Source organism: Pseudomonas sp. M5A4_2d (assembly GCF_053345295.1).
Genome location: NZ_JBKEZW010000001.1, coordinates 1,420,904 through 1,444,780, shown reverse-complemented (window position 1 = coordinate 1,444,780; position 23,877 = coordinate 1,420,904). Strand labels below are relative to the sequence as shown.

The window sequence follows — 23,877 nt, the reverse complement described above, 5'->3', positions numbered from 1 at the left end:
TTGCCACCATCACTTCAGCTTGGCGCCTACCCCTGTGGGAGCTGGCTTGCCTGCGATGCAGACGCCTCGGTTTATCAGCTGCGCCGAGGTGATGCCATCGCAGGCAAGCCAGCTCCCACATTTGACCGGGTTTTGCCGTTGGATCAGCGGCAACGCCAAATCGGCGCATGCCCACATCACTTCAGCCTGACGCTAAACCAACTGTGGGAGCGGGCTTGCTCGCGAAGGCGTTGGGTCAGTTGATACATCAGTTGACTGACACTGCGCTTTCGCGAGCAAGCCCGCTCTCACAGGGGTAATTCATTGTTGGGCGATTGGGTTAGATAAGTGCCAACGCCTGGGCCAGGTCTGCCCTTAGATCCTCCACGTCCTCAACCCCCACCGACAACCGTACCAACCCATCACCAATGCCCAATTGCGCCCGCGTCGCCGCCGGGATGCTGGCATGGGTCATGATCGCCGGGTGTTCGATCAGGCTTTCCACACCGCCCAGGCTCTCGGCCAGGGCGAAGATCTTGACGTTCTCCAGAAAGCGCGTAGCGCCAGCCAGGTCAGTGTTCAAGTCCACTGAAATCATCCCACCAAACCCGCGCATTTGCCGACGCGCCAGCGCGTGTTGCGGGTGCGACGCCAGGCCCGGGTAGTAAACCCGTGACACTTGCGGCTGTTGTTCCAGCCAGGTCGCCAGGTCCAGGGCGTTGCTGCAATGGCGCTCCATGCGCAGCGCCAGGGTTTTCACGCCGCGCAGGGTCAAAAAGGCATCGAACGGGCCAGCGATGGCGCCGACCGAGTTTTGCAGGAAACCCAGGCGCTCGGCCAGGTCCGGGTTGTGGCCGACGATGGCGATGCCGCCGATCACGTCGGAGTGGCCGTTGAGGTATTTGGTGGTGGAGTGCACCACGATGTCGACACCCAACTCCAGCGGCCGTTGAATCCACGGGCTGGCGAACGTGTTGTCAGCCACGCAGAGGATGCCACGGTCACGGCAGATGCGCGCGATGGCGCTGAGGTCGGTGAGGCTCAGCAGCGGGTTGCTCGGGGTCTCGACCCAGACCATGCGCGTGTCGTCCTGCAACGACGCTTCAAACGCGGCCAGGTCAGTCAGGTCGACAAAGCTGAAACGGTGCCCGGCACTGCGTTGGCGCACCTTGTCGAACAGGCGGAAGGTGCCACCGTACAGGTCGTTGCCGGAGACCACATGCGCACCGGCATCCAGCAGTTCCAGCACGGTGGAGATCGCGGCCAGCCCGGATGCAAAGGCAAACGCCTGGCTGCCGCCCTCAAGGTCGGCGACGCAACGCTCCAGGGCAAAACGCGTTGGGTTGTGCGAGCGACCGTAATCAAAGCCTTTGTGCACGCCGGGGCTGTCTTGCAGGTAGGTGGAGTTGGCATAGATCGGCGGCATCAGCGCTCCCGTGGTCGGGTCGGGTGATTGCCCGGCGTGGATCACGCGGGTGGCAAAGGCGCTTTTATCGGGCTGACTCATGCAAGGGATCTCCGTAGGTGATTGAGCAAGTCGACGCGGGTTATCAGGCCGTGGAAGCCCGCCGCGTCGGCGATGATGGCGACCAGGCCCCGATCCAGTTCCGCCTGCAATTGGGCCAGGCTGGCGCCGGGGGCGAGGGTTTGCACGGTATCGGTCATGGCACTGGCGACGGTCATGGAGAAGTCCGCGGCGTCATTGTGCAGGCCCAGCAGAATGTCGGATTCATCGATCACCCCCACCAGCGCCTGGCCGTCCACCAGCACCGGCAGTTGTGAAACGTCCGCCAGGCGCATGCGCTGGAAGGCGGTGAGCAAGGTGTCGTCGGGGCTGACGCTGATGACTCGGCCGTCTTCAAAACGGCGCGCAATCAGGTCGCGCAAGTCGCCGTAGTGTTTGTATTGCAGCAGGCCCGCGTCCTTCATCCATTGGTCGTTGTAAACCTTCGACAAGTAGCGCGTCCCCGTGTCGCAGACGAAGGTGACCACCCGTTTCGGTTCGGTTTGTTCGCGGCAGTAGCGCAGGGCGGCGGCCAGCAGGGTGCCGGTGGATGAGCCGCCCAGGATACCTTCGGCCTTGAGTAGCTGGCGGGCGTGGTCGAAGCTTTCTTCATCGCTGATGGAGTAGGCGTGACGCACGCTGGAGAGGTCGGCAATCGACGGAATGAAGTCTTCGCCGATGCCTTCCACCGCCCACGACCCCGGCGTCTCCAACTGGCCGCTGCGGCTGTATTCGGCCATCACCGAGCCCACCGGGTCGGCCAGCACCATGGCCAGGTCCGGTTGCACCCGCTTGAAGAAGCGTGTCAGGCCGGTGAGCGTGCCGGCTGAACCGACGCCCACCACAATCGCATCCACATCATGCTGGGTTTGCGCCCAGATCTCCGGGGCGGTGCTGGTTTCGTGGGCGAGGGGGTTGGCCGGGTTGTTGAACTGGTCTGCGAAGAATGAATCGGGAATGTCCTTGGCCAGGCGCGCGGCGACATCCTGGTAATACTCGGGATGGCCCTTGCCGACGTCGGAGCGGGTGATATGCACCTCGGCGCCCATGGCCTTCAAGTGCAGCACTTTTTCAGTGGACATCTTGTCGGGCACCACCAGCACCACGCGGTAGCCTTTGGCCCGGCCGACCAGCGCCAGGCCCAGGCCGGTGTTGCCGGCGGTGGCTTCAATGATGGTGCCGCCCGGGCGCAGGCGACCATCACGCTCGGCGGCGTCGATCATGGCCAGGCCGATACGGTCCTTGATCGAGCCGCCGGGGTTTTGCGATTCGAGTTTGAGAAACAGCGTGCACAGGCCGGTATCAAAACGGCTGACCTTGACCAGCGGCGTATTGCCGATCAGCTCGAGTACGGCGGGACGGGAAAGCGTGGGCATGTCGTCACCTGGGCACGGGTTACGTGGAGGGAGGGGGACAGCAAAAATGCAAAGCATGGCTTGGAACATAGGCCGGGATCGCGCCGGTCGCAACCGGGCGGTCCGCTGGATGTCTTTTTTTGGCGCATGAGCCGGGTCGGTGCATTACACCATCAGGCTTAATGCTTGCTGCACCCGCGCACTGGCGGCTTGCATCGGCGCCCGCAACTCACTGCCGATCAACCCCTTCAGGGCCAGCGCAGCCTTTACCGGCGCCGCGTTAGGCTCCATAAACAGGGTGTTGATCAGTGGCAGTAACTTGAAAAAAGTCGCCCGGGCCTCGACGAGCTGGTTATCCCGCACTTGCTGGCACAGCGCCACAAAGTCTTCGGTCTGCACATGCGCCGAGGCCGCAATCGCGCCACTGGCGCCCAGGCACAGCGCGTTGAAAATCTGCATGTCTTCGCCACACAACACAGCCACCTCGCCGCTGGCGATCAGCGCCAGGGTATTCGCCAGGTTACCGCCACAATCCTTGATGGCGACGATTCGCGGATGCTTGATGATGTTCAGCAACGTGGCCTGTTCGAAGGTCACGCCCGTGCGGTAGGGAATGTCGTAGAGAATGATCGGCACGCCGGACGCATCGGCCACGGTGTGGAAAAACGCTTCAAGGCCCGCCTGAGAAGGGCGGATATAGCTCGGCGCCGGCACCAGCAGGCCGGCCACCGGGCGCTCGAGGATCTCGCTCTGAAACTGCAGCAGTTCAATTTGGTTGTTGCCCGACAGGCCCATCACCACACGGTGTGCCGGCACCTGTTGCAACACTGCATCCAGCACCGCCAGCTGTTCGGGACGACTCAACGAGGCGGCTTCCCCGGTGGTGGTGCACACCATGATCCCGGCCACGTGCTTTTCCAGCAAATGGCTGACCAGCCGGTGCAGGCCGATAAAGTCGATGGCGCCGTCATGAAACGGCGTGACCACGGGAACCCAGATACCTTGAAACGATGACATGCACTTTCTCCTGATAGTTGACCGCTGAAGTCACCGTCAGAAGGGCAGAGGGAATTGTGCAAAGAGGAGGGAGGTCCGTCGCGCTCAATGTCCTGTCAGCTCATCTGACGGGACAGCGCGCCCCGGTCACATGAGCGACTGTTTCTTCGATTTGAGGGTGCGCGCAACGCAAGCTTGCGCCTTGGCAATCAGGCCAATGACGAAAGCGTTAGCGAAAGACGTTGCGGACATGAGCTGACACACCCTGGATAAGACCTCTATCTTCAGGGTGTGTGACTGAATGTGTCAACCCCGCTGCAGCTGCGTCCGCACAAATTCTGCAACCTCGGCGGCCAACTCTGCATCTTCCGGTGCGCCCATGAAACCGCCATGGGGCATCGCCTCGAACACATGCAGCAGCGCAGGCACCCGCGCCTGGCGCAAGGCGCGGTGCAGGCGCACGGTGTTGGACAGGAACAGGTCCCGCGTGCCGCTTTGCAGGAAGGTCGGCGGGAAGCCGGGTGCAAAATCGCCAAACAATGGCGACAGGTACGGGTGCGACAGGTCGGCGCCGTTGGCGTACAGCAGGTTGGCGCTCATCAACGGGTTGGGCATTATCACGTCGACGGTTCGGTTGACCTGGAAACTGTCACCGGACTCGGTAAGGTCCACCTCCGGCGACAGCAGCACCAGCGCCGCCGGTAGAGGCAAACCTTCATCGCGGGCGCGCAATACCATGGCCGCCGCAAGGTTGCCGCCGGCCGAACGGCCGCCAATCACGATGTGTTCCGCAGCGTGGTGCTGGAGCACATGGCGATAGGTGGCCATGCAGTCATCCAGCGCCGCGGGGTAAGGGTGCTCGGGTGGCATGCGGTAATCAATGCCATAGCAGATCACGTTGTGCAAATCGGCCTGCTTGCCTGCTGCGATGCGGCAGTTTTCCCCGCCACCGAATACCAGCGCGCCGCCGTGCAGGTCGATATAGGCAAAGTCAGTTGCAGCAGCCGGAGTGGCCACGTGCACGGTGGCATTTTCCACGGTGATGGTGTGCAGGCTGGCGCGCAGGGTGGCCGCTTGCCCGGCGTTGGCCGTGGCGTAACGCTCGGCAACGGCGGCTTGCAGAAGGCGCCAGCCGTCGTGGTCGTCGGGCGCGGGCATGGCGTGCAGCGCGTTGAGCGGCACGCCGTCCGCGCCGACCAGGCGTTGCAGCGTCGCTTGGGCTTCAGGGCTGATCGACGGCGGGACCGGGATTGTGCGTGCTTCGAGTTTGACGCCGTGGTTCATGGGCCTACCGCTCGCGTTTGACGACTTGGGGCGGTAAGGATGCCAGAACGCTGACGTATGTGGGAGCGCTCAAACCCGCCCCCAGCCGCGATCTTTGGAGGCTTTCAGCGCCCGGCCACGGCGGCCTCAATGGCGCCACTCTCGATTTTGGTCATGGTCATCATCGCGTCAAACGCGCGCTTGGCCGTCGCCGGGGCGGGATGGGGTCCATCGCCTCATCCATCAAGCTGTTGCTGAATCGCCGCTTTATCGATCACTGACCAGACGTGCGCGATTTTCCCGTCGACGCATTCATAGAATACGTTCTCATCGAAGGTCACCGTCTTGCCATTGATTGGCAGCCCGAAGAACTCACCTTTGGGGCTGACGTTGAAATTCAACCGGCTGGCGAGGGTGGGCGGGTCGGCTACCAACAGTTGGATGCGAAACACCAGGTCGGGGATTTCACGGAAGTCCCGTTCGAGCATGGCGCGGTAGCCGGCGAGGCCGATTGGGGCGGTGTTGTAGGTGACGTCCGGGTGGACGAAGTGGCCCAACTGGTCCCAGTCCTCACGGTTCAGGCAATCGATGTAGCCCTGGTAGAAGTCGGCGAGTTCGGTTTTGGTCATAAATGGGCACTCCGTTGGAAGCGATATGGCTCAGGCCCTGCGCGCCATCAACAACACCGTTGCTGCTGCCGACAACAGCCCCGCACAGCATCGATTGAACATCCGCTGCCCACGTGGCTCGGCAAACCAACGGCGCATGTGCAGGCCCATATAGGCGTAGGCGCTGATGGCGATCCATTCCAGCATCAGGAACATCGCGCCCAGCAGTGCGAATTGCGGCGTAATCGGTTGGCCGGGTACTACGAACTGCGGGAGGAAGGCGGTGAAGATCAAAATGGCTTTTGGGTTGCCTGCCGCCACCAGAAACTCCTGACGCGCCAATGCCCACAATCCCACCTTGGCCGTAGCCGCTTCAGTCTGCGCCGCCGGATTAGCCCGCCACAACTGAAACGCCAGATAAAACAGGTACGCCGCCCCCAGGATCTTGATCGCGTAAAACAACAGCTCCGAGCTTTGCAGCACCACCGCCAGGCCGGCTGAGGCGAGGGCGATCATGCCCGCGAAGGCCAGCAAGCGGCCAATACCGGCGAGGCAAGAGGTGCGATAGCCATAGCGCGTGGCGTTGCTGACGGACAGCAAGTTGTTCGGCCCGGGTGCCATGTTCAGGGCAAAGCAAGCCGGGAGGAAGAGGCTGAGGGTGGCAAAATCCATGTGAACTCCGATAGCGACTCGGGTTGAGGTGCTCACAAGAGTAAGAGATGGGCAGGCGTGATGACAATCGAGGCATTCAGTGTCGCGGGGCCCGCGTCGATGATGACGAGCTGCTGGCCCCGCGTGATTCGTGGATTACTGCTTCATGGTATCGCGTGCGGTGCTCAAGTTGCTGTCTCGACGGTTACCGCCGTTTTGGCCGTCGCCGCTGGCATTTCCCCTTCACAGATGATCCGCGTCCATCACCGCCTTGGCGAACGCCGCAGGCGCTTCCTGTGGCAAGTTGTGACCGATGCCGCCACTGATCAGGCGGAATTGGTAGTTGCCGGTGAAGCGCTTCGCATAGTCTTCCGGCAGAGGGTGCGGTGCGCCGTTGGCGTCGCCTTCAAGGGTGATGGTCGGTACGCCAATGGACGGTGACTGGGCGAGTTTCTGTTCCAGTGCGTCGTAGCGGGCCTCGCCTTGCACCAGGCCCAGGCGCCAGCGGTAATTGAAGACCGTGATAGCGACGTGGTCGGGGTTGTCCAGGCCTTTGGCGCTGCGCTCGAAGGTGGCGTCGTCAAACGCCCATTTCGGCGAAGCGGTCTGCCAGATCAGCTTGGCGAAATCATGGGTGTTTTTCTGGTAGCCGGCGGCGCCGCGCTCGGTGGCGAAATAGAACTGGTACCACCACTGCAATTCGGCTTTGGGCGGCAACGGGTTCTTGCCGGCAGCCTGGTTGCCGATCAGGTAGCCGCTCACTGACACCAGCGCCTTGACGCGTTGCGGCCAGAGCGCCGAGACAATATCCGCCGTGCGTGCGCCCCAGTCGTAGCCGCCGAGCACTGCCTGTTTGATGTTCAGCGCGTCCATGAAGTCGATCACGTCCTGGGCCAGCGCCGCAGGCTCAGCGTTGCGCAGGGTGTTATCCGACAGGAAGCGGGTGTCGCCATAGCCACGGGCGTACGGGATCAACACGCGATAGCCCTTGGCGGCGAGCAAGGGCGCGACGTCGGCGTAGCTGTCGATATCGTACGGCCAGCCGTGTAGCAGGATGACCACCTGGCCGTTGGCCGGACCGGCTTCTGCGTAGGCCACATCGAGCAGGCCGGCCTTGATGTGCTTGAGGGCGCCGACAGCCGATTGGGTGTGCGATACCGGGGCTTGCGCCTGGGGCATGTCGGCGTGGGCCATGCCCATGGCAGCGAACGGCAACAGGGCAAAGGTCAGAAACAGTGGGTGACGTTTCAACGGCGTATGCATGGCGAGCCTCCTACGGCGGGATGTGTGCCTGGCTCACAGTTGAACGCTGCGTTGTATCGGCGGTGTTTCAGAAACTGTCTCGGGTTAAACGCCATGTATCGCAGGCGGTGTCGTACACAGTGCGATACATACGCCTCACTTAGGTGAACACGATTTCGTAAGGCTCGCGCATGCGCTCCAGCAAATCCTGGGCGAGTATCGGCGCCAGCCCGATTTCCGGGTCGCCGACCAATTGGCTGGCATACGCATGGGCGGCGTGAAGTTTGCGGGCGACGCTCCAGGTGTCCAGGCGCACTTTACGCGCGCGTTGCCAAGGGATCACCGAGCCTTCGCGAGCAGGCCAGTGCCACGCCCAGACCGGCAACTCGTACAGGCGCGCGCCCGTCAGTGTGCAGGCTTTGGCACTGGCGCGGCCGACGGCGTCATGGTCGTCGTTGCCGTCGTGGCGCCAGGTGGTGAAGACCACATCACTGGGTTGCAGGTAGCGCGCGATAAATTGGCTCAATGGCTGCTCGCGGGCGGCGAGGGCGTTGTCACTAAAGCCGCCACGAATCCACTTCAGGCTGTGTAATGGCATCCCCAGGCGGCGCAATGCCTCGGCGCTTTCCTGGGGCCGAATCACACTCAGGCGGCTCGCCGGCCATAGGTTTGAGCCTGGATGGCTGGCGCTGCCGTCGGTTATCGAGATCAGCAGCAGTGGGTGTTCAAGGGTGCTGAGCAGTTGCAGCAAGCCCCCACAGGCCAATACCTCGTCACCCGGATGGGGGGCGATGACCACCACTCGCGCCCCTCGGGGCACCAGTGAAGAGGGATTGATGGCGGGGGTTTGCGCCAGCTGGGGCGCACTGTTCCAGATTTGCGCAGGGCCGCGGCGGCCCTCGCTTAAGCAGGCAGGCTTCATGAATAGTACGTCCTTGTCGATTGATGCTGGGTCGTGCCCCCGCGGGGACGACTTCTTATATTCAGCTGTGTTTTTTCACAGCAGGCTCCGCTGCGGTGAAATGCGGCCATCCAACCCTGGATGGCCAGCAAGGCGTTTTCAGCATAGACAAGGATTCGTCGCTTTTACATCGTGTAATGTCGATTTTTTTCAGGTGGCCTGCATCAGACTTTTCAAGTAATCGCCAAACCCGCCTTGTGCACGGCAGTCCAGGCGCGCGCTGGTCGTCACCTGCGGGGTGTGGCTCCAGGCGATTGATGCGCCGCACCGCTCCAGGTTGCGCACCAGTTGCACATCTTCGTGGCAGGCCAGCGGCTCGAAGCCACCGGACTGCACATAGGCGCTTGCACTCACACCCAAGTTGGCGCCGTGAATATGGCGATGGCCGTCGCGAGCTTCATAGGCCTGGTGGTAGCGAATTTGGGCGGCGGGGCCGAAGCCCTGGCTCCAGGCGTCTACGGTCACTGTGCCGCATACCGCGTCGGCGCCCAGCGCCAATTGCGCCACCAACCAGTCGGGGGCGACACGGCTATCGGCGTCCGTACACGAAATCCAGCGCGCACCTTGATTCAACAAATGCCGCGCACCCACCCCGCGCGCGTGGCCGACATTGCGCGCTTGTACCTGCAGGCACTGCACCGGATACGCTTGGGCAATCGCCGCACTGCCATCGCTGCAGCTGTCGAGCACCGCGAGGATCTGCACGGCCTCACCGAGCAATCCAGGGTGGCTTGCAGCAATCATTGCGGCTTCGAGGCACTCGGCCAGCAGCGTTTCTTCGTTATGCACCGGGATCAGAATGCCGATCATCGCAAGCCCTCATGGGTGGCGACCGAGGTGCCGTCGCGGCTCCACATGTCGAGTAGGAAATCACTTTCGTGATGTTGCACGACGTGGGGCATGTCCAGTCGCTGTTGCAGTACGGCATGTACGTGTTCGGCGGTGTGCGGGCAGCCTTCGATCGTTGGGCGCCAGTGACAGGCGAGCAACTGCCCGTCGTCCGTCAGTGAACCGAGGACGCAGTCAATCAGGCGGTGCAAGTCATCGGCGTCGAGGTAGTAGCACAGCTCGCTCAACACGATCAGTTCGAACCGGCCTGTCGGCCATTGTTCGGGCAGGCGGCCCTGGTAGACCTGGGCGTGGGGGAACTCCAGCAACCGGGTTTTCGCCAGCGCGACGGCGGCAGCGGCGGTGTCGCAGCACACCAGGCGGTCGCAGCGCAGCGCCAACTCGGCACTCAGCTCGCCATTGGCGCAACCGGGTTCAAAAATCGACGCATAGCGCGGTCGTGTCAGCACCGCCCCGGTCAGCGCGCGTTTGCGTTGCTCGTACCAGCGTTGGCGAAACGCCCAGGGGTCGTCATTGCCGGCGAACAGTTGATCAAAATAAGGCGTGGCCACACTCATATGAACACCACTTCAAAAGGTTGCAACAAGCGCTCCACCACAAAGGGCGCCAGCACCGGCGCAAGACCGATCTGCGGGTCGCCCTCCAACTGGCTGGCGAAGGCGTGAATGGCGTGCCGTTTGCGCGCCACCGCTTGGGGTGTCAGCAGGATTTTACGTGCCCGGTGCCATGGCACCTGGCTGTCCTCGGGGGTTGCCCAGTGCCAGGTCCAGACCGGCAACTCGTAGAGGGTCGCGCCCACTGCGAGGGCGGCCTTCGCACTGGCCCGGCCGACGGCCTCATGGTCGCAGTGACCGTCTTCGCGCCAGGTGGTGAACACCACGTCGGTGGGCTTGAGGTAGCGTTGGATAAACGCGCTCAGTTCCTCTTCCCGTTCCGCCACCTTGCTGTCGGTGAACCCCGCGCGCAGCCAGATTAAACTGTGCAGCGGCACGCCCAGGCGGTGCAGGGCCTGCGCCGATTCCTGCGGGCGTATTACGCCCAAACGCGCCACCGGCCAACGGGTGGAGCCGGGATGGCTGGCGCTGCCGTCGGTCACGGAAATCAACTGCAGCGGCCGGCCCAGCGCCGCCAAGCCCTGCAGCAGTCCCCCGCAACCGAGCACTTCGTCGTCCGGGTGTGGGGCGATGATCACGGCGCGATGGCCAGCAGGCACCAACTCTTCAATGCTGATATGGGGCAGCTCGGCCATGTGAGACGAGGCTTGCCACTGATGCAGCGGCGTACCCTGGCCTACGATCGGGTTGGGTTTCACAACAGCCACCTCCCTGCAGGTTGCTCGAGCACCAGCTCGCCCAAGGCTGCCAAGTCACGTTCGGCGTGACTCTGGCGCACATACACCGGCAAGTCCGCCATCAACTGGGCGAAGTGCGCGTCTTTGCAATAAGGCCCCGCACCGACCGCGCGACCGACATGACGGATCACCTGTTCGACGGTGTCTTCAATGCATGCCCGTGCCTGTTGGGCCAACTGTCGAGCATCCGCCCGGGGTTCACGGTCGATCTGTTCAGCCGCATCACGCAGCACACAGGCAGCACTGTTGAGCAGGCTGTCGACCGCACCCAGATGGGCGAGGGCATGGGGTTCGGGCCGTTTGCTGCATTGCGCGCGCAACACTTCGGCCAAACGTTGGGCGCCGCCATACCAGCATGCCGCGATGCCGACGCCGCCCTGCCAGAAGCCCGGGCGCGACAAGTAATCGCCCGGGCCGCCGACCGCGATGCCCCGGGCGGAGTTGAAGACAATCTCGACACTGGCCGTAGCCGCCATGCCGACGGCGCTCCAACCTTCGTCCGTCACCGTCACGCCAGGCTGGTCCATCTCTACCGCGACCAACTGCTGATGGTCGTCTTCGTCCCAGGCCGTCAATAGGCCATGGCTGACCACGGCCGCGCCGGAACACCAGGCTTTACGCCCGTCGACAATTAACCGATGGCCGTCACGCCGCACCCGAACCTTGGCGGTGGGCGGCTCGGCGGCCCACATGCCCCAGAGGCTGCCCAACGGCGGCAAGGGGCTGTCGAGTTCGGCGATGATCGCCAAGGCATCGGTGTGGCCTTCGAACAGCTTGCACAGGCGCAGATCATGCCCTGCCACCTGTGCCAGTTGGCTGAAGCGCTCCAATGTCTGACCGCTGCCGGGCAACGGCAGCTGGTCCAGGCCTTCCTCCTGAAGCGCCCTCAGGGCATCCCCCAGCGCCTGCGTATTCGCATAGCTGCGGTTGCCTTGAAGGAATCCATGCAGGGCCATTTCACACCTCGTCGTGCTGCAGTTCGAACAGCAACAGTGAGCGGCCGGTGACGGCGTACTCATGCTCGAAATCAAAGCGTTCCTGGGCACGCACCGCGGTGTCGTTGGTATCGAGCATGCAGGTCCAGAACTCGCCCTCAGGCACCGGGGGCAGGCGGAAATTCACCATGTCGTGGTGGGCGTTGACCACCAGCAGCAGGGTGGCATCGCCACCCGGGCGACGAATCCCGGTCTCCTGCGCGCGGCCATCCATCAGCATGCCCAGGCAACGGCCATGGCTGTCCTGCCATTGTTCGGTGCTCATCTCGTTGCCGTCCGGCGCCAGCCAGGTGACATCCTTCACGCCGATATCTTCGTTGTAATCACCCACGAGGAACCGGCCGCGACGCAGGATCGGGTAGGCCATGCGCAGTTTGATCAGGCGTTTTACGAACTTGAGCAGCGCCTTGCCGTCGTCGTCCAGGTCCCAGTTGACCCAACCGATCTCGCTGTCCTGGCAATAGGCATTGTTGTTGCCGTGCTGGGTGCGTGCGAATTCGTCCCCGGCCACCAGCATCGGCGTGCCTTGGGCCAACAGCAGGGTGGCGAAGAAGTTACGCATCTGGCGCAGGCGCAGTGCGTTGATCTCCGGGTCGTCGGTGGGGCCTTCGACGCCATGGTTCCAGGACAGGTTGTTGTTGCTGCCGTCCTGGTTGTCCTCGTCGTTGGCTTCGTTGTGTTTGTCGTTGTACGACACCAGGTCGTGCAGGGTGAAACCGTCGTGGGCGGTGATGAAGTTCACCGAGCTGTAAGGCCGGCGCCCGCGATGGTTGAACATTTCCCCGGAGGCGGTCATGCGCCCGGCGAAGTCCGCCAACTGGCCGTCATCGCCTTTCCAGAAGGCGCGCACGGTGTCGCGGAAGCGGTCGTTCCATTCCACCCAGCCCGGCGGGAAGTTACCCACTTGATAGCCACCGGGGCCGCAGTCCCATGGCTCGGCGATCATTTTCAGCTGGCGCAGCACCGGGTCCTGGCGGCAGGCCACGAGGAAGCTGTGGCGCTCGTCGAAGCCATCGCGATAGCGGCCGAGAATCGTCGCCAGGTCAAAGCGGAAGCCGTCGACGTGCATCTCGGTGGCCCAGTAACGCAGGGAGTCGGTGACCATCTGCAATACGCACGGGTGGCTTAAGTCCAGGGTGTTGCCGGTGCCGGAGTCGTTGATGTAGAAGCGCTTGTCTTCAGGCATCAGCCGGTAGTACGAAGCGTTGTCGATGCCGCGCATCGACAGGGTTGGACCACGTTCGTTGCCCTCGGCGGTGTGGTTGTAGACCACGTCGAGGATCACTTCCAGCTTGGCTTCGTGCAGGTGCGCGACCATTTCCTTGAACTCGGCGATTTTGCCGCTGGCCAGGTAGCGCGGGTCCGGTGCGAAGAAGGCGATGCTGTTGTAGCCCCAATAGTTGGTCATGCCTTTTTGCAGCAGGTGCTGGTCGTTGACGAACGCATGCACCGGCAGCAGCTCCACCGACGACACGCCCAGCTGGCGGATATGCTTGAGCACGTCCTCTTCCATCAGCCCGGCACACGTGCCACGCACTGCCTCGCCTACCGAAGGGTGGCGCATGCTGATGCCGCGCAAGTGGGTTTCATAGATGATCGTGCGGTCCCACGGCACGCGCACCGGCTGGTCGTTGCCCCAGGTGTGCGCCGGGTCGATCACCTTGCACTTGGGCACGAAGGGCGCGCTGTCGCGTTCGTCGAAACTGAGGTCGTCATCCGGGTGGCCGATGGTGTAGCCGAACAGGGCCTCGGACCATTTGAGTTCGCCCACCAGCTGTTTGGCATAGGGGTCGATCAGCAATTTGTTGTGGTTGAAGCGGTGGCCATTGGCCGGGTCGTACGCACCGTACACGCGGTAGCCGTAAATCAGCCCGGGGTGGGCGTCGGGCAAGTAACCATGGAAGGTCTCGTCGGTGTATTCGGGCAGTTCTATGCGTTCCAGTTCCACCTCGCCGGTATCGTCGAACAGGCACAGCTCGACTTTTGTGGCGTGGGCCGAGAACAACGCGAAGTTAACGCCCAAGCCGTCCCAAGTGGCGCCGAGAGGGAAGGGCAAACCTTCACGAATCCGCGACGGCTCGTTTTCCGGCGTCGGTTGGGTTTTATCGGGTTTGCTCATCGAGTTGCTCCTGCAAAGGGTCTTTTTTCGGGCCGAACGCGGTCATGCCGACGATCGTTCAGCTGACGCAGTAAAAAGTGAAAATGGCCTCCCGCCGACAACGCGCCAGGAGGCTCATTAGACAAAGTGGCTTAAGGTTTGGGCTTTTTCGGTGCTGCCGGCTTTTTAGCCGCCGGGGGCGCCGGTTTGCCGGCAGCCGGGGCCGCAGGCTTGGCTTTTGCCGCAGGCTTGGGTGCGGTTTTGGGCTTGGCGGCGGTCTTGGGCTTGCTCGGCGTCAGCGCTTCGGCTTCGGCCAGCTTGCGCGCCATTTCCCAGTGGCGCGTGTCCTCCCCATGGGGTTTGCCTTCGGACTCCCAGATCTGATGCGCTAACTCGCGAATGCGTTTGTCTTCAGTACTCATCGAAATGCTCCTCACAGAAAATTTTCAGCTTTCTCGACCATCAGGATTGATAAAGACATTGACCGGGATATCCCCCAGGGCAGCGCTGATCAACAGCTCCTTGTCTGGTGTGACTGCGTCTGTATGAAAAAGTCCCTTCCAGTTTTGTGTTGTGGCGGCAAATGGTAATTTCACCCGCGTATCGCCCCAAACCTGCGCATTGAAGTGGGGCTGCACAGGCTTTTCAGGCGCATTTTCCAGCAGGCGATGGGGCCAACGTGGCACCACCACCAGCAGGCGTTTGCCTTGATGTTCACGAGCGAACGCGACGACGTGGTCCGCGTGTTTGCCGGTGACCTCCAGTGGCGTGTAACTGCCGTACTGAAAGATCTCGGGATCAGCCTTGCGCAGGGCCAATACCTGGGCAATCAGCGCTTGTTTGATACGCCCGTCACGCCAGTTGAACAACAGCTCGCCGGTATCCGGTGGTGTGTTCAGCGCGTGTTGCCGCGCGTTGAAGTCCACCGGGCGCCGGTTGTCCGGGTCCACGAGGCTGAAGTCCCAGAACTCATCGCCCTGGTACAGGTCCGGCACACCCGGCACGGTGAGGCGAAGCAAGGACTGCGCCAGACTGTTCACGGCACCGGCCGGGGCGATGGCGTGGGCGGCGGCGGCGAGGGCGGTCCGCAGCGTGTGGCCTTCCTCGCTGAGCAACAGGCGTGACAGGAACGCTTCGACGGCCTGTTCATAGGCCTCGTTGGGCGCACTCCAGCTGCTCTGCAACTTGGCTTCGCGCAAGGCTTTTTGCTGCCATTGCCAGAGGCGTTGCTGGTAGTCCTCAACGTCAAGCTCCAGGTCCAGCGGCCAACTGCCCAGCAGCACTTGATAAAGGATGAGTTCATCGCCTGCCGATGGGCTTTGGGCATCGTCGCGCAATTTGGCGGCGAGGGTACGCCAGTGCTCGACCTGTTCGGCATACCACGGTGCACATTCGCTGAGCACTGCCAGACGCGCGCGGGTGTCTTCGCCGCGCTTGTGGTCGTGGGTGGCGGTGGCCAGCAAGTTGTCCGGGAACGTCTGCAAACGTTGCTGGTTGACGGCGTGGAACGCGTCCACCGGCGCGCTGAACTGTTCGGTGCTGAAGCCCACGTCGTTGCGCGACAGCAGCACCGCCGAGCGATAGAACGCGGTGTCTTCCACGGCCTTGGCGGCGGCCGGTGAGGTCAGTTGCTGGAAACGCACGCAGGCATGCTTGAGTATCTTGCGCTCACGGCCCACCGGGCGATTGCGCCATGGCTGGCCGCCGAGCCATTTTTCCAGGTGATCGAGCACCGGCCAGTCACCTTCGCTCAAGGTGCTTCGGGCACCGGCCAGGGCTTGCAGGAAAAACACATCGTCACGTTCGCTGCGGCCCCGGGCACTGATGTAGGTGCGGTACACCGGGAAGTGCACAATCAGCTCCTGCAAGGCGCGGCGGATGGCGCCCAAGGTCAGGTCGCGGGTCATCACGTCATCGCGAGCCACTTGCAGCAGGGCCTGGGCCACGCTTTCAAAGTCACCGGCCAGCGAACCGTTGAGGATTTGCCGGCGCGCCAGCCAAGCCTCTTCGATAAAGGCCGCGGGCCGCTCGCTGTGACGCGTCCACAAGTCGGCGAGGGGGCCGAAGCCCTCAGGGTCATGTTGCAGCAGCGACAGTTGGTTCATGAATTCGTAGCCGGTGGTGCCGTCCACTTGCCAGTCTTCGCGCAGCGTCTCGCCTTCGCCGAGGATTTTTTCGACGAAGATCGGCAAGTGCCGCTTGGGTGACAGCGAATCCACTCGACGGCGCAGCTTGCGGCAATAACCGCGTGGGTCGGCCAGCCCGTCGATATGGTCGATGCGCAGGCCATCCACCAGGCCCTCGCTGATCAGCTGGAAAATCTTGCCGTGGGTGGCCTCGAACACGGCGCTGCGTTCTACCCGCAGCCCGCCCAGCTCGTTGACATCGAAGAAGCGCCGCCAGTTGATGTCGTCTGCCGCCGTGCGCCAACTGGCCAGGCGGTAGGCCTGTTGCTCGAGCAGCGAGTGCAGACGGTCAAAGCCTTCAGGCTGGCGCCCGTCGAATTCGCTGAGCCTGTGCTCGATGGCATGCAGCACGTCGCCCTCGGAGGCCCGTTCGGCCAGCGCCTGTTTGAGCCACGCCGCTTCGGCATAGGCGTCGTCTTGATAGGCAAGGGCACTGAAGCGGTCGGACAGTGGCTTGAGCAACGCATCGGTGCCCAGAATCACCGCGTAATCGCGAGGGCAGATGGGGAACCGGTGTTCGTAATGCTCAACGTAGAACGCACCGTGCGCGGCGTCGAAATGCAGGGCCAGGGTGCCGGTTTGCAACGCTTCGCCGTAGTCGCTGCCAAGAAATGGCATCAGCAGTTGGCCCTTGAGCAGCGGGTCGGGCGAGTGCCACTGGATATCGAAGAATTCGCTGTAGGGGCTTAACCGGCCCCATTCCAGCAGGTCCAGCCACCACGGGTTATCGGCGCCGCCCACGGCCATATGGTTGGAGACGATATCGAGGATCAGCCCCATGTCGTGCTCACGCAGCGCGGCGATCAGACGGCGCAAGGCCGGTTCGCCGCCCAGCTCGGGGTTGACGGTGGTCGGGTCGACCACGTCGTAACCGTGCATGGAACCGGCGCGTGCAGCGAGCAGCGGGGAGGCATATACATGGCTGATGCCCAACTGGGCGAAGTAGGGCACCAAAGGCACCGCATCATCCAGGGTGAAACCTTTATGAAATTGCAGGCGCTGGGTGGCGCGCAGGGGTAAGGCTTTCATCGGTCACGCTCACGGGCTTGGTTGCGAGCGACGGCCAGCAGCTCGAGGCGGCGGGCGGCGCCAGCGTTGTCGAGCAGGCTTGCCGCTTCACCCGCCAGGCGGCGGCGCCAATTGGGGTGGGTATCGAGCGTGCCGGGCAGGTTGGCTTGTTCCTCAACGCCCAGGGCGTCCTCCAACGGCAGCAGCACCAGCGGCGCGCGGGTGTGGCCCAGGTAACGCACACTGGCGTCAATCATGTGGTCCGTGTCATTGCGAATTTCATCGACAAAGTTCTGCGGGTCCTGGCTCAAGGCCTGGCGCAGTGCCTGCCGTTCGCGCAGGCGGTGTTCGCTCCATTGCTCCACAGTCGGCGCATCGATCAGGCCCAACTGGATGTTCCACTCGATATCACGGCTGTGCCACCAGCCATTGAGGGTCGGCAAATCGTGGGTGCTGGTGGTTGCCAGGGCGTTGTCCGGCCAGTCGAGGATTGGCTTGAATTGGCCGTCGTGGCCTTGTTCGAAGAGCAACACGCGCATGCCCAGAATCGAACGGCCGATGAGTTTTTCGCGCAGGCCATCGGGTACGGTGCCCAGGTCCTCACCCAGCACAATCGCCTTGTGACGCTGGGATTCCAATGCCAGCAGCCGCAACAGGTCGTCGACCGGGTAATACAGGTACGCACCTTCACGCGGCGAAGCATCCATCGGGATGACCCACAGGCGTTTCAGGCCCATGACATGGTCGATACGCAAGCCGCCGGCGTGAGCGAAGTTAGCCCGCAGCATTTCGATAAAGGCGCGAAAGCCGTTGCGCTTGAGGCCTTCCGGGGAAAACGCCGAGATGCCCCAACCTTGACCGGCACGGTTGAGGATGTCTGGTGGCGCGCCGACAGTCAGGCCGGCCAGCAGCTCATCCTGACGGCTCCAGGCCTGGCTGCCGCCGCCGTCCGCGCCAACGGCCAGGTCGGCGATCAAACCGACGCCCATGCCGCTGCCTCGGGCGGCTTGCTGGGCGCGCTCCAGGCAGCGGGCGATCAGCCATTGGCTGAAGGCGAAATAGCCGATTTCATCGCGGTTCTCCTCGGCGAACTGCGCCAGTGCCGGGCTCTGCGGGGTCCGCCATGCTTCGGGCCAGTGCCGCCAGTCGAGGTCTTCCCCGGCGGCGGCGCGAACGGCCTGCACAGCCTCGAAGCGGCAGTGGTTTTCCAGGGCTTCGCCGCCCGCCTGTCGAAAGCTCAGGAAGTCGGCATGCTGTGGATGCTCGCCGTGACGGAAGTCTTCATACAAGGCGCGCAACAATTGTTGCTTGGCCTTGGCGGCGGCGGGCCAGTCGATCAGGGTGTGTTGCTCGAGTGTGTGCAACTCATCGGCCAAACCGCAGGCCTCTATGGCGTTGCGCACTTCGCGCTCGCCAAGAATGCAGCCGGGTGACGCATACAGGCTGTTAAGGAACAAACGGCTAGAGGGTGAATACGGGCTGTAGCGCGTCGTATCGGCACTGAACATCGCGTGCATCGGGCTGATTGCCAGGGCATCGGCGCCACGTTCGGCGGCGCAGCGCACCAGGTGTTCCAGGGCCAGCGTGTCACCGAAGCCACCATCGCCCAGGCGGCGCAGCGAATACAGCTGGGCACTCAGCCCCCAGGCGCGGGCAGGTTGGCTGTCAACCGCTTGCGCCACGCTGTAACAATGGGTGGGCGCCACGGCCAGGGTGAAAGTCTGGTCGTCGATATGCACCTGGTGGTAGCCGAGCGCGATGACGCCCGGCAGCACCGCGTTGCTGTCGAGGCGCAGTTCCAGCGTCTCGCCTTGTTCCAGGCTGACGCGGCAGGGCGTGTCCGGGGCGAAGTAGCGCGCCAGGTCCAGGCCATCGCCGGTGTCGACGGTCATCAGCGGCGGCAAGTGTTTGTCTTGTTGCACCCGCTCCAGTTCCAGCAGGCTGGCATCGATCTCGGCGTCCGTATCGGCCGGGTGGCCCAGGCCTTTGAGAACGGCACGCAGGGCAGCGGGTTTCACATGTTGCGGGCGGCCGTTTGCGTCGATCCAATCGACGGCCAGGCCCGCGCGGCTGGCGAGTATTTCCAGGTTCGCTTCGCTCAAAGGTGCTCTCCAACAGGGGATAAGGCGACGCGTGCGCTGAACGGCGGCAGATGCGCCTCATCAGTGGCATGCGTTTCGAATAACAGGTGGCGCGGCGCGGGGTGATCCAGCGGTGTGGCACTCAGGTTCAAGTCAATCTGCAACACGCTGCCGTTACCCAGGCGCCAACGCGCAGTCACGGCGCCTTCAGCCAGCACCTGTGCGCCGAGGGGAACGCTCCCCGGCAAATGCGGCACGATATGCAGGTGGCGCAGGCTCAGCAGTTGGCGGTAGAGCTGGGCGTGCGCGTTCTCGGCAAAGCTGGGCGCCGATTGCAGAAACGTCGGCAGGGCGTTCGGGTCGGGGATGCGTTCGCGTCGTTCGGGGTCAGCAAAGGCGGCGAAGTCGGCAAACTCGTTGCGCCGACCTTCGCGCACCGCTTGCGCCAGTTCGCCATGGTGGTCAGTGAAAAACAGAAACGGTTCGCTGGCGTTGGTCTCATCGCCCATGAACATCAGTGGGATCATCGGCGACATGAGCAGCAAGGTGGTCGCCGCCTTAAGTGCCTGGGGCGAGCAGAGCTGGTGCAGGCGTTCGCCCAAGGCGCGGTTGCCGATCTGGTCGTGGTTCTGCAAAAACGCCACGAAGGCGCTCGGTGACAAGTCACCACTGGGTTCGCCGCGCTCATGACCATGGCGTGTGGTCTGGCCTTGATAGATAAAACCTTCGCCCAGGCAGCGCGCCAGTTTGTCGGTAGGGTTTTCTGCGAAGTCGCTGTAGTAGGCGTCGGTTTCGCCGGTCAGCAATACATGCAGGACGTTATGGAAGTCATCGTTCCATTGCGCATCGAAATCGTGCTTTAACAGGCTGGCCTGGTTGAGTTCGTTTTCCAATACCAACCAGACATGACGGCCGGTGTCCACCTGCTGGCGAACCCGATGTGCCAATTGCTTGAGGAACCCCGGGTTGTCGATGGCGTGTACCGCATCCAGGCGCAGGCCATCGAAGCGGTACTCCAGCAGCCACATCAACGCGTTATCGAGGAAGAAGTCGCGGACTTCACGGCGATCGAAATCAATGCCTGCGCCCCAGGGCGTGTGCACCTCTTCCTGGAAGAAGCCTTTGGCGTATTGGCCCAGGTAATTGCCATCGGGGCCGAAGTGGTTGTAGACCACATCAAGGATCACGGCCAGGCCATGCTCGTGTGCGCTGTCGATCAGCGCCTTGAGCTGTTCGGGGGAGCCATAGGAAGATTGGGGCGCGTAGGGCAGAACCCCGTCGTAGCCCCAATTGCGCTCGCCGGGAAATTGCGCCAAGGGCATCAGTTCAATCGCGGTAACGCCTAGTTCGGCGAGGCGCGGCAGTTGCTTTTCAACAGCAGCGTAGCCCCCCAATACGCCAACATGCAGCTCGTAAATCACGGCCTCATGCCAGGGGCGGCCCTGCCAGTTGCTGTGTCGCCATTGATAGGCGAGCGGATCGACGACGACGCTCCAGCCATGCACATCCGCAGCTTGAGCCCTGGACGCCGGATCGGGAACATCCGTTTCGCCGTCGATGTTGTAGCGGTAGTGAGTGCCCGCCGGGCACTTCACCTCTACCTCAAACCTGCCATCGGCCTGGGGCAGCATGGCAATGGACTTGCCGTCTTCCAATTCAACGCTGACATAAAACGCGTCTGGCGCCCACAAGGCAAAACGCGTGTGTTGCGCGTCCAACATGATTGCGCCGTGGGGCCAGGTTTCCAGATTCCGTGACGGCATCTATGAAGCCCTCCCTTGATTATTTAGCCGATTTCCCCAGCGCCTTGGCGACAAGCTGTTCGTACAGTTCGGCGTAGGGTTCTACCGCCTGGCACCAGTTGAAAGGTTGAGTCATGGCGCGGCTGCGCATGGCATTGAGCAGGCCTTTGTTGGCAAATACCCTGAACGCGCGGCTCAACGCCTCTTCGTAGCTTTGTGCGGTAGATTCATTGAACAGGAACCCGGTGACGCCATTTTCGATGGTGTCCGCCAGGCCGCCGGTATTGCGCGCCACCGGCAACGAGCCGAAGCGTTGCGCGTACATCTGGCTCAAGCCGCATGGTTCATAGCGCGAAGGCATCAGCAGGAAGTCGCTGCCGGCAAACATGCGCCGCGCATCGGTTTCGTTGAAGCCGATGCGTACGCCGATTTGGCCGGGGAAGCGCAAGGCCAGTTCACGCATGGCTTGCTCTTCTTCCGGCTCGCCGCGGCCGATAATCGCGATTTGGCCACCGTTTTCGACGATATAACTGCTGACCGCTTCGGTGAGGTCCAGGCCTTTTTGATACACCAGGCGCGAGACAACAGCGAACAGCGGACCGGTGGAGTCGGCCAGGCCGAACAACTCACGCACGTGGGCGGCGTTAATGCCTTTGCCGTCCCAGTCACCGATATTGAAGTTATGGGTCAGGTGCGTGTCGGTGGAGGTTTCCCAGCTTTCATCGATGCCATTGGGAATGCCGCTGAGCAGACCTTGCTGGGTCTTGCTGGCCAGGAAACCATCAAGGCCACAGCCGAATTCCGGGGTGGTGATTTCCTGGGCGTAGGTCGCGCTCACGGTGGTGATATGGCTGGAGTACGCCATGCCCGCCTTGAGGAATGACATTTTGCCGTAGAACTCCATGCCTTCCTGTTGCAGGGCATGCGGCGGGATACCCAGCTCAGGCGTGGAGGCCAGGCTGACCACACCTTGATAGGCGAGGTTATGAATGGTGAACAGGGTGGGCGTACGCGACCCGCGCCAGTGCATATAGGCAGGCGCCAGCCCGGCAGGCCAGTCGTGGGCATGCACCAGGTCAGGGCACCAGTGGATCTGTGCCAGGTTGGCGGCGATGTCGGCGGCGGCCAGTCCCAGGCGGGCGAAGCGAATATGGTTGTCCGGCCAGTCACGGCCGTTATTGGCGCCGTACGGCGTACCTTCACGCTCATAGAGCTCAGGGCAGATCAATACGTAGATGACCAGACCGTCCTTGAGGTCCATGCGCCCGATCTTGCAGGGCGGCAATGCAGCGTGACCGCCCAGCTCGCCGATGATATGGATCGGGTTGTCGCTTTCCATCACCTGCGGATAGCCCGGAATCAACACCCGCACATCATGCAGGTGGGCCATGGCGCGGGGCAGGGCGGCGGACACGTCGCCCAGGCCGCCGGTTTTCACCAGGTCGGCGAATTCCGAGGTCACAAACAGGACTTTCTTGCGATTAGGGTTCTGACTCACGATCGGCCGCACAGTGTTGGGCAGGTCGGCCAACGTAGTCGGTCCCCCTGCCGGCTGACTAAAACGCTCTCCCTGAGTATCTACAGCGGCACTGATCATAGTTCTCTCCCACATATTTGGTTGGCTAATGGCCCGCTGCCATCGGCTCCGATTGGCCACATCCTGCGGCCAGGCGCACAAGCACTGTACAAACTGGCAATGCGTATGCCAGTTGCACTCATTGCTAAAAAAGATTGGATGGACGGGCATTTGGTGTGAGCCGCGTGCACTCGCCTCCCTTAAAAACTGGACCTATGGCAGAGTTGGAAAGTTTCGATTTTTTGCGGGGTTTTTGTTTTGGAACGGACCCATCGGTCATGAGTCTAGGCGAGATCCCAGAGCCTGTACGGTTTATGTGGGAATTTTGTAGGACAAAAAAGTTGTAACGATATGCAAGGTTTGAAACGCGCGCTGATTGAGGGGATCAGCGCGGTGGTTGTAGCAAGGGAGCAAGTCCGCTCTCCACAGGAGTGCGTGTGCCCTCGATTGGTGCGTCAGCCAAGCACGCGAATGGGCGCGGCTTTTGCCCACGCCTGAATATCCTCGATCATCTGCTGATAGAACTGCCGATAATTCTGCTCGCTGACATAACCGACATGAGGGGTCGCCAAGACATTCGGCAAACGGCGGAACGGGTGATCAGCCGGTAGCGGCTCTTCGCTATATACGTCCAGGGCAGCCCCCGCCAATCGACCCGCTCGCAGCGCCTGCACCAGGGCCTGTTCGTCCACAATCTGCCCGCGCGCCGTATTGACCAGGCGCGCACTCGGTTTCATCCAGCTCAATGCCTGGGCATCCACCAGGCCGCGACTGCGATCGCTGAGTACGAGGTGTACGGTCAGGATATCCGCCTGCTCAAACAGCTCACGCTTGCTGACCCAAGTGACACCTGACTCGGCAGCACGCTCAGGGGTGAGGTTTTCACTCCAGGCAATCACCCGCATGCCGAACACCTGGGCAAACTGCGCGACCTTCTGGCCAATGCTGCCCAGCCCGAGCACGCCCAGGGTTTTGCCATACATATCACCACCCAGGCCAACCTGCCATCCACCCTCCCGCAGCGAGTTGGCTTCAGCCAGCAGGTTGCGGGTAGAGGCCATGATCAATGCCCAGGTCAGTTCCGGCGCCGCCTGCTTATAGCTGTCGGTGCCGCAGACCTGGATGCCCAGCGCCTTGGCGGCAGGGATGTCGATGGCGGCATTGCGCATGCCGCCGGTCACCAGCAGTTTCAGATTGGGCAAACCTTGCAGCAGGGCTTTACCGAAGGTGGAGCGCTCGCGCATAACGCAAATAACCTCGAACCCCTTCAAACGCTCGACCATCGTGGCGGTATCCCCCGGGTAGTCGTGAAGAAAATGCACTTCGCCGACTGATGCAAGAACCGACCAATCCGCTACGCCACTGGCCACATTTTGCCAATCATCAATGACTGCGATCTGTACCGACATTCACGAGTGCCTCGAAAAAGGTT

Annotated in this window: 19 protein-coding genes and 1 pseudogene; all 20 read right to left on the bottom strand. The window is 62.4% G+C overall.

Annotation, left to right across the window (positions count from 1 at the left end; all coding sequences use genetic code 11):
• Positions 1-319: 319 nt before the first annotated feature.
• Positions 320-1,486 (bottom strand): cystathionine gamma-synthase, encoded by a 1,167-nt coding sequence (locus ACLBW8_RS06790; RefSeq protein ID WP_064452622.1) that lies wholly within the window; start codon positions 1,484-1,486, stop codon positions 320-322.
• On the bottom strand, positions 1,483-2,859 hold the full coding sequence (locus tag ACLBW8_RS06785; RefSeq protein WP_064452621.1) for a pyridoxal-phosphate dependent enzyme: 1,377 nt from the start codon (positions 2,857-2,859) through the stop codon (positions 1,483-1,485). Before ACLBW8_RS06785 ends, ACLBW8_RS06790 begins: the two co-directional genes overlap by 4 nt.
• 144 nt (positions 2,860-3,003) lie before the next feature.
• Positions 3,004-3,855 carry a 4-hydroxy-tetrahydrodipicolinate synthase gene (dapA, locus tag ACLBW8_RS06780; protein WP_447804981.1) on the bottom strand — a complete coding sequence of 284 codons (852 nt, stop codon included), beginning with the start codon at positions 3,853-3,855 and terminating at the stop codon, positions 3,004-3,006.
• A gap of 285 nt (positions 3,856-4,140) precedes the next feature.
• Positions 4,141-5,118: an alpha/beta hydrolase gene (locus ACLBW8_RS06775; RefSeq protein WP_447804980.1), complete on the bottom strand. Its 978-nt coding sequence runs from the start codon at positions 5,116-5,118 to the stop codon at positions 4,141-4,143.
• A 104-nt stretch (positions 5,119-5,222) separates the two neighbouring features.
• Positions 5,223-5,321 (bottom strand): annotated as a pseudogene (locus ACLBW8_RS06770) (VOC family protein); the annotation flags it as partial.
• Between the two features lie 12 nt (positions 5,322-5,333).
• Positions 5,334-5,726, bottom strand: coding sequence for an ester cyclase (locus ACLBW8_RS06765; protein ID WP_064452618.1), 393 nt, complete (start codon positions 5,724-5,726; stop codon positions 5,334-5,336).
• Positions 5,727-5,756: 30 nt separating this feature from the next.
• Positions 5,757-6,377: a LysE family translocator gene (locus ACLBW8_RS06760; protein WP_447804979.1), complete on the bottom strand. Its 621-nt coding sequence runs from the start codon at positions 6,375-6,377 to the stop codon at positions 5,757-5,759.
• Between the two features lie 222 nt (positions 6,378-6,599).
• A complete protein-coding gene (locus ACLBW8_RS06755) occupies positions 6,600-7,619 on the bottom strand; it encodes an alpha/beta fold hydrolase (protein WP_447804978.1) in 1,020 nt (339 codons plus the stop codon).
• Between the two features lie 139 nt (positions 7,620-7,758).
• Positions 7,759-8,520: a PIG-L deacetylase family protein gene (locus ACLBW8_RS06750; protein ID WP_447804977.1), complete on the bottom strand. Its 762-nt coding sequence runs from the start codon at positions 8,518-8,520 to the stop codon at positions 7,759-7,761.
• A gap of 189 nt (positions 8,521-8,709) precedes the next feature.
• The gene (locus ACLBW8_RS06745) at positions 8,710-9,369 is read right to left on the bottom strand and encodes a glycosyltransferase (RefSeq protein WP_064452614.1); all 660 of its coding nucleotides are present in this window, start codon (positions 9,367-9,369) and stop codon (positions 8,710-8,712) included.
• Positions 9,366-9,965 (bottom strand): SAM-dependent methyltransferase, encoded by a 600-nt coding sequence (locus tag ACLBW8_RS06740; protein ID WP_447804976.1) that lies wholly within the window; start codon positions 9,963-9,965, stop codon positions 9,366-9,368. The genes ACLBW8_RS06745 and ACLBW8_RS06740 overlap by 4 nt, the downstream gene beginning before the upstream one ends.
• Positions 9,962-10,720, bottom strand: a complete 759-nt coding sequence (locus ACLBW8_RS06735; protein ID WP_259762433.1) for a PIG-L deacetylase family protein — start codon at positions 10,718-10,720, stop codon at positions 9,962-9,964. The genes ACLBW8_RS06740 and ACLBW8_RS06735 overlap by 4 nt, the downstream gene beginning before the upstream one ends.
• Positions 10,717-11,715, bottom strand: coding sequence for an acyl-CoA dehydrogenase family protein (locus ACLBW8_RS06730; protein ID WP_447804975.1), 999 nt, complete (start codon positions 11,713-11,715; stop codon positions 10,717-10,719). The genes ACLBW8_RS06735 and ACLBW8_RS06730 overlap by 4 nt, the downstream gene beginning before the upstream one ends.
• Position 11,716: 1 nt before the next feature.
• On the bottom strand, positions 11,717-13,873 hold the full coding sequence (gene glgX / locus ACLBW8_RS06725) for a glycogen debranching protein GlgX (protein WP_064452610.1): 2,157 nt from the start codon (positions 13,871-13,873) through the stop codon (positions 11,717-11,719).
• Positions 13,874-14,004: 131 nt separating this feature from the next.
• Complete coding sequence (locus ACLBW8_RS06720; RefSeq protein ID WP_447804974.1) at positions 14,005-14,274, bottom strand: DUF2934 domain-containing protein; 270 nt, start codon at positions 14,272-14,274, stop codon at positions 14,005-14,007.
• 24 nt (positions 14,275-14,298) lie between these two features.
• Positions 14,299-17,067 (bottom strand): malto-oligosyltrehalose synthase, encoded by a 2,769-nt coding sequence (locus tag ACLBW8_RS06715; RefSeq protein ID WP_447804973.1) that lies wholly within the window; start codon positions 17,065-17,067, stop codon positions 14,299-14,301.
• A complete protein-coding gene (gene malQ / locus ACLBW8_RS06710; protein ID WP_259762434.1) occupies positions 17,064-19,148 on the bottom strand; it encodes a 4-alpha-glucanotransferase in 2,085 nt (694 codons plus the stop codon). The genes ACLBW8_RS06715 and malQ overlap by 4 nt, the downstream gene beginning before the upstream one ends.
• Complete coding sequence (gene treZ, locus ACLBW8_RS06705) at positions 19,145-20,890, bottom strand: malto-oligosyltrehalose trehalohydrolase (RefSeq protein WP_447804972.1); 1,746 nt, start codon at positions 20,888-20,890, stop codon at positions 19,145-19,147. Before treZ ends, malQ begins: the two co-directional genes overlap by 4 nt.
• Positions 20,891-20,909: 19 nt before the next feature.
• The gene (gene glgA / locus ACLBW8_RS06700) at positions 20,910-22,466 is read right to left on the bottom strand and encodes a glycogen synthase GlgA (RefSeq protein WP_262664844.1); all 1,557 of its coding nucleotides are present in this window, start codon (positions 22,464-22,466) and stop codon (positions 20,910-20,912) included.
• A 434-nt stretch (positions 22,467-22,900) separates the two neighbouring features.
• Positions 22,901-23,854, bottom strand: coding sequence for a D-2-hydroxyacid dehydrogenase family protein (locus ACLBW8_RS06695; RefSeq protein WP_447804971.1), 954 nt, complete (start codon positions 23,852-23,854; stop codon positions 22,901-22,903).
• Between the last annotated feature and the right edge of the window lie 23 nt (positions 23,855-23,877).